Source organism: Paraclostridium sp. MRS3W1 (assembly GCF_032465715.1).
In the GTDB taxonomy this organism is placed as follows: domain Bacteria; phylum Bacillota; class Clostridia; order Peptostreptococcales; family Peptostreptococcaceae; genus Paraclostridium; species Paraclostridium dentum.
On record NZ_JAWDJM010000082.1, the window covers coordinates 1 to 4553 of the forward strand.

4 protein-coding genes are annotated in these 4553 nt (G+C 24.1%); all 4 read left to right on the plus strand.

Annotated elements, in window-relative coordinates; all coding sequences use genetic code 11:
- Positions 1-1432, plus strand: a 1432-nt coding sequence (locus tag RWY47_RS06080) for a glycosyltransferase (protein ID WP_316030273.1), incomplete at its 5' end; no start/stop codon positions are given.
- Entirely contained in the window at positions 1425-2561 is a 1137-nt protein-coding gene (locus RWY47_RS06085) for a hypothetical protein (protein ID WP_224170391.1), read from the plus strand. The genes RWY47_RS06080 and RWY47_RS06085, both read left to right, overlap by 8 nt.
- Positions 2551-3372, plus strand: a complete 822-nt coding sequence (locus tag RWY47_RS06090; protein ID WP_224170392.1) for a class I SAM-dependent methyltransferase — start codon at positions 2551-2553, stop codon at positions 3370-3372. Before RWY47_RS06085 ends, RWY47_RS06090 begins: the two co-directional genes overlap by 11 nt.
- 3 nt (positions 3373-3375) lie before the next feature.
- Complete coding sequence (locus RWY47_RS06095) at positions 3376-4452, plus strand: DegT/DnrJ/EryC1/StrS family aminotransferase (RefSeq protein ID WP_224170393.1); 1077 nt, start codon at positions 3376-3378, stop codon at positions 4450-4452.
- Positions 4453-4553: the final 101 nt, after the last annotated feature.

The window sequence follows — 4553 nt, forward strand, 5'->3', positions numbered from 1 at the left end:
GTGTTATAAGCAAGATTATAGTAATGCATTTAAATTACTTGAAAAATTAAATAAAGAAGATTTTAGTTGTATTTTAAACTCTAATTTATTAGAAAAGTTTAAAAATGAATATTTTTACTCCAGAGAACTTGAAAATAAAGTTAAAAAAAGGATGCAAATTAATAAAGATATAAAGGAATATTTAAAATATAATGATTTAAATAATGCTGAAAATTTGTTGAATATATATAATGATAATTTTGAAGTTGATATTGAGTATAATCTGAATAAGTTTGAAATTTTAAAAGAATCAAAAGACATAAAAAGTGCAGAAGAGGTAATGGAAGATTGTTTAAATAAGCAATTGTTAAATGCAGAAGTGTTTTATAACATAGGTTGGATTTATGAAAATAAAAATGATTGTGAAAATGCTTTGAAATTTTATAAAAAAGCTATAAATATATGTTTTGATAAAGCGCAGCTTGAAGTAATCAAGACTAGGATAGAGTATATTCAAGGATATGAATATTATGAGCAAAATACTAATAAAGCAAAAGTATCAATAGTTATAACAAGTTACAATCAAAAACTATATTTAAAAGAAGCTATAGAAAGTTTTCTTAAGCAAGACTATGAAAATTTAGAAATTATTGTTTCTGATGACTGTTCAATTGATGGAACAGATGAAATGATGCAATTATATAAAAATGAAAGTAGAGTTAGGTATATAAGACATGAAAATAATTTGGGGGCAGGTATAAACTCACTTCATAGTTTTTATAATTATGTTGATGGTAAATATGTAATGATATTTAATCATGATGATTTTATAATATCAAAAGACTATATATCAAAAGCAGTTAAACTTTTAGAGAAAAATGAAAATCTATCTATGGTTTTTGCTAATGTAAAGCTAATGTATGAAGGTAAAATAATAAATAAAACTAATGTTAACATAGATACAATAAACAACGGGCATGAATACTTTATGAATTATGGCAGTACAGCACCACATATTACAGGAATTCTTACAACTGTATTTAGAAGAAAATATGCTGTTGAAATGGGTATTTTAACTGAAAATACAAAATCAAAAGATTTATTTATACATCTTAAAATGATGTTAAGAGGAGATGTTGGATTTATAAAAGAAGAAGTTGCAGTTTATAGAATACACCAACAAAGTATTTCTTATAATATGCCAAATGAATATGACTTTTATACTATAGAAGAATTAGAAAAATTAAAAAATACTGCAAATGAATATATAAAAGATAAAAATATTGATTTAAATTTATGGTTGTTTAATTCAATAACTGCATACATATCATGGAGGCTAAGTATGTGTAGTAATAAAAAACATAAGGAAGAAATAATTGAATTTTTAAAGTTGAATTATTTTATTGTATATAAAAAGTTGTTAACTGAACAAAAAGAGGTAATTTATGAGTAAATATAGAACTGGGGTTTTAATATTCTCTGGATATAATCAAAGAGCTATAATTTCATTTTGTAGAGTTTGTGAAAAGTATAAAATTCCAATGTTTATTGTTAGCTCTAAAAATGACATGATAGAAAATACAATTTACAAAAAATATGTTATATATAAAAGAAAAAATAGTAATTTGAACTTAAATTTAATAGAAAAAATAAGTAAAGTATTGAAGAAGAATACAGAGATAAAAAAATTTATAATTCTTCCAAGTTCTGAGTATTTAAACAGATTTTTTTTGGAGAGTAGGATTTATTTATATGAGCTAGGTATGTATCTTCCGCTTGTAGATGAAGATTTATATATAAAAATATCTGATAAATATTCATTTGGGAAAATTTGTAGCAATTATAACATAAAAACTCCCCAAAATATTGGTGTTGATAACATTGATAAATTTCCTATAGTTATAAAACCTAAGAATTATATAAGTCAAAGTGGTAATATTTTTTCACCTATAATAATAAAAACTCGTGAAGAATTTGAGGAAAATTTGAAGATACTTAATGAAGATGAATTTTATATACAAGAATATGTAGATGGAGAATCATACTATTTATTATATTATTTTAACAAGGATGGAGGGTATATATCTTTTTCACAAAAAAATATACTTCAACAAGACTTAGGAAAATCAATAATATCTGCAGAGGTATCTGAAATTCATGAAGAAAAAATTAGTAGAGATTTCATATATTTATTTAAAGATATTAAATATGAAGGCTTAATAATGGTTGAAATTAAAAAATATAAGAACGAGTATTATATGATCGAAGCTAATCCTAGATTATGGGGACCGTCGCAACTATTTGTAGATGCTAATATTCCTATATTTGAAAATTTTTTAATTGATGTAGGTTTTAATATTGATTTTAAAAAAGAACCAATAGATTATGAAGTTAAGTATTTTTGGTATGGAGGGGTAAAACAGATTGAAAGAGAAAATAGAAGTCTAGTATATCATTGTAAAATTGATTTACATGATATAGAAACTATGAACTCTTATATGAATTACGATATATACAAAAGATATGACACTATAAATATTTACAATTATGAAGTTGAAGGAAGGTTAAAAGATGGATATTAGAGAATTAGAAAAACTATATGAAGATGGATCAAAGCATAGTATTTATCAAAACTTACCAGATTTTGTATCTAAACATATAGATTATAAAGTAGAGATAAATGAAGAGTGGAGAGGTGATAGAACGAGATTAGAGTATGTAAAAAAATTCATATCAGAAGTTGAATTTAAAACACTAGGAGATATAGGTGCAAATACGGGATATTTTTCATTGTCGCTAGCTAATGAATATAAAAATAAGAAAGTTTTGGCATATGAGATAAATAGGAATCACTGTGATTTAATGAAAGTAATAAAAGAAAACTTTAATATGGAGAACATAGAAGTTATAGAAGAAGGTGTAGATTTATCAAAAATAAAAGATATAGATTATAGAGATATTTATATATTTTTTAATGTTATACATCATGCAGGTGTTGATTTCGATAAGGATTTAAATATAACTACAGAAAACTTTATGGTATATACAGAAAACTTTTTGAAATTATTAAAAAACAAATGTAAGTATTTAGTTTTTCAAATGGGGTATAACCATGGAGGTAATAAATTAACTCCTATAGTAAGTCCTGAAGAAGTGTATGAAATGTTAAAATATCAAATAAGATTGTTTGAAAATAGTGGGTGGAATATAGTAGACATTGCATATGCTGAAAATAAAAATAAAAAGTATATATCTATAAAAAATAAAGAATATGATGTAGAAAATGAAGTTTATAAAAAAGTTATAGATAAATATTTAGATCAATATTCGATATATAAAAATAGTGAATTTTATAAACGACCTATTATTATATTAGAAAATACTGAGAGGTAGTTTATGATAACAGTAACAAAAACATATTTGCCGGATATTGAAAAATATAAACAGTATATAGATGAAATTTACCAGTCAGGTTGGCTTACTAATAATGGTAAAATGGTAAGGGAATTGGAAGTTAGATTAAAGGAATACCTGGGAGTGAAAAATATTGTACTTGTAGCAAATGGAACTATGGCATTAAATCTTGCATACAAGTTACTTGGATTAAAAGGTGAAATAATAACTACTCCATTTTCATTTGTGGCAACAACTAGTTCTATGGTATGGGATAATTTGAAGCCTGTGTTTGTAGACATTGATGAAAATAGTTTTAATATAGATACATCGAAAATAGAAGAGAAAATCAATAAAAAAACCTCTGCAATAGTACCTGTACATGTATTTGGGAATGCGTGTAATATTGATGAGATAGAACATATAGCAAAAAAAAATAAATTGAAAGTTATATATGATGCATCTCATTGTTTTGGAGTGGAATATAAAAATAAAAATATATTAAATTACGGGGACATTTCGACTATAAGTTTTCATAGCACTAAGCTATTCCATACGATAGAAGGAGGGGCTATAGTTATAAATGATGATGATTTGTACAAAAAAGCAAAACAACTTATCAATTTTGGCTTTGATGGCAGAGGAAAAATAGAAGGTCTTGGAGTCAACTATAAAATGAACGAATTTCAAGCTGCTATGGGACTTTGTATGTTGCCAGAAATAAAAAATATTGTAAAAAAAAGAAGAGAAATATATGAGTATTATATGAAAGAATTAAAAAATATAAATTATTTAGAATTTCAAAATCAAAATATATTATCAAGTGAAAATTATTCTTATTTACCTGTTGTATTTCGGGATGAACAAACTTTAAAAAAGTGTGTAGACAAGATGAATTATAATGAAATATTTCCTAGAAGATATTTTTATCCTTCTTTGAATAAATTAGATTATATAAAATGCCAAGAAAAATTTACTAAATCGGAGAGTATATCTGAAAGAATTTTATGTTTACCTTTGTACGAAAGCTTAGATAAAAAAGATATAGACAAAATTATACAAATATTGAAAAGTTGCTAACTTAAGACTAAAAATATTTATACATAGCATTATCAGTTTTAATATTAAATGTAATTTGGAGAATTATAACAAATAAATTAAAGAGATATGAACTTAAAAAG

Bases quoted from the DNA above. Each gene is read 5' to 3' on its own strand.
- RWY47_RS06090 (WP_224170392.1), top strand. From the start codon at position 2,551: ATGGATATTAGAGAATTAGAAAAACTATATGAAGATGGATCAAAGCAT.
- RWY47_RS06085 (WP_224170391.1), top strand. From the start codon at position 1,425: ATGAGTAAATATAGAACTGGGGTTTTAATATTCTCTGGATATAATCAA.
- RWY47_RS06095 (WP_224170393.1), top strand. From the start codon at position 3,376: ATGATAACAGTAACAAAAACATATTTGCCGGATATTGAAAAATATAAA.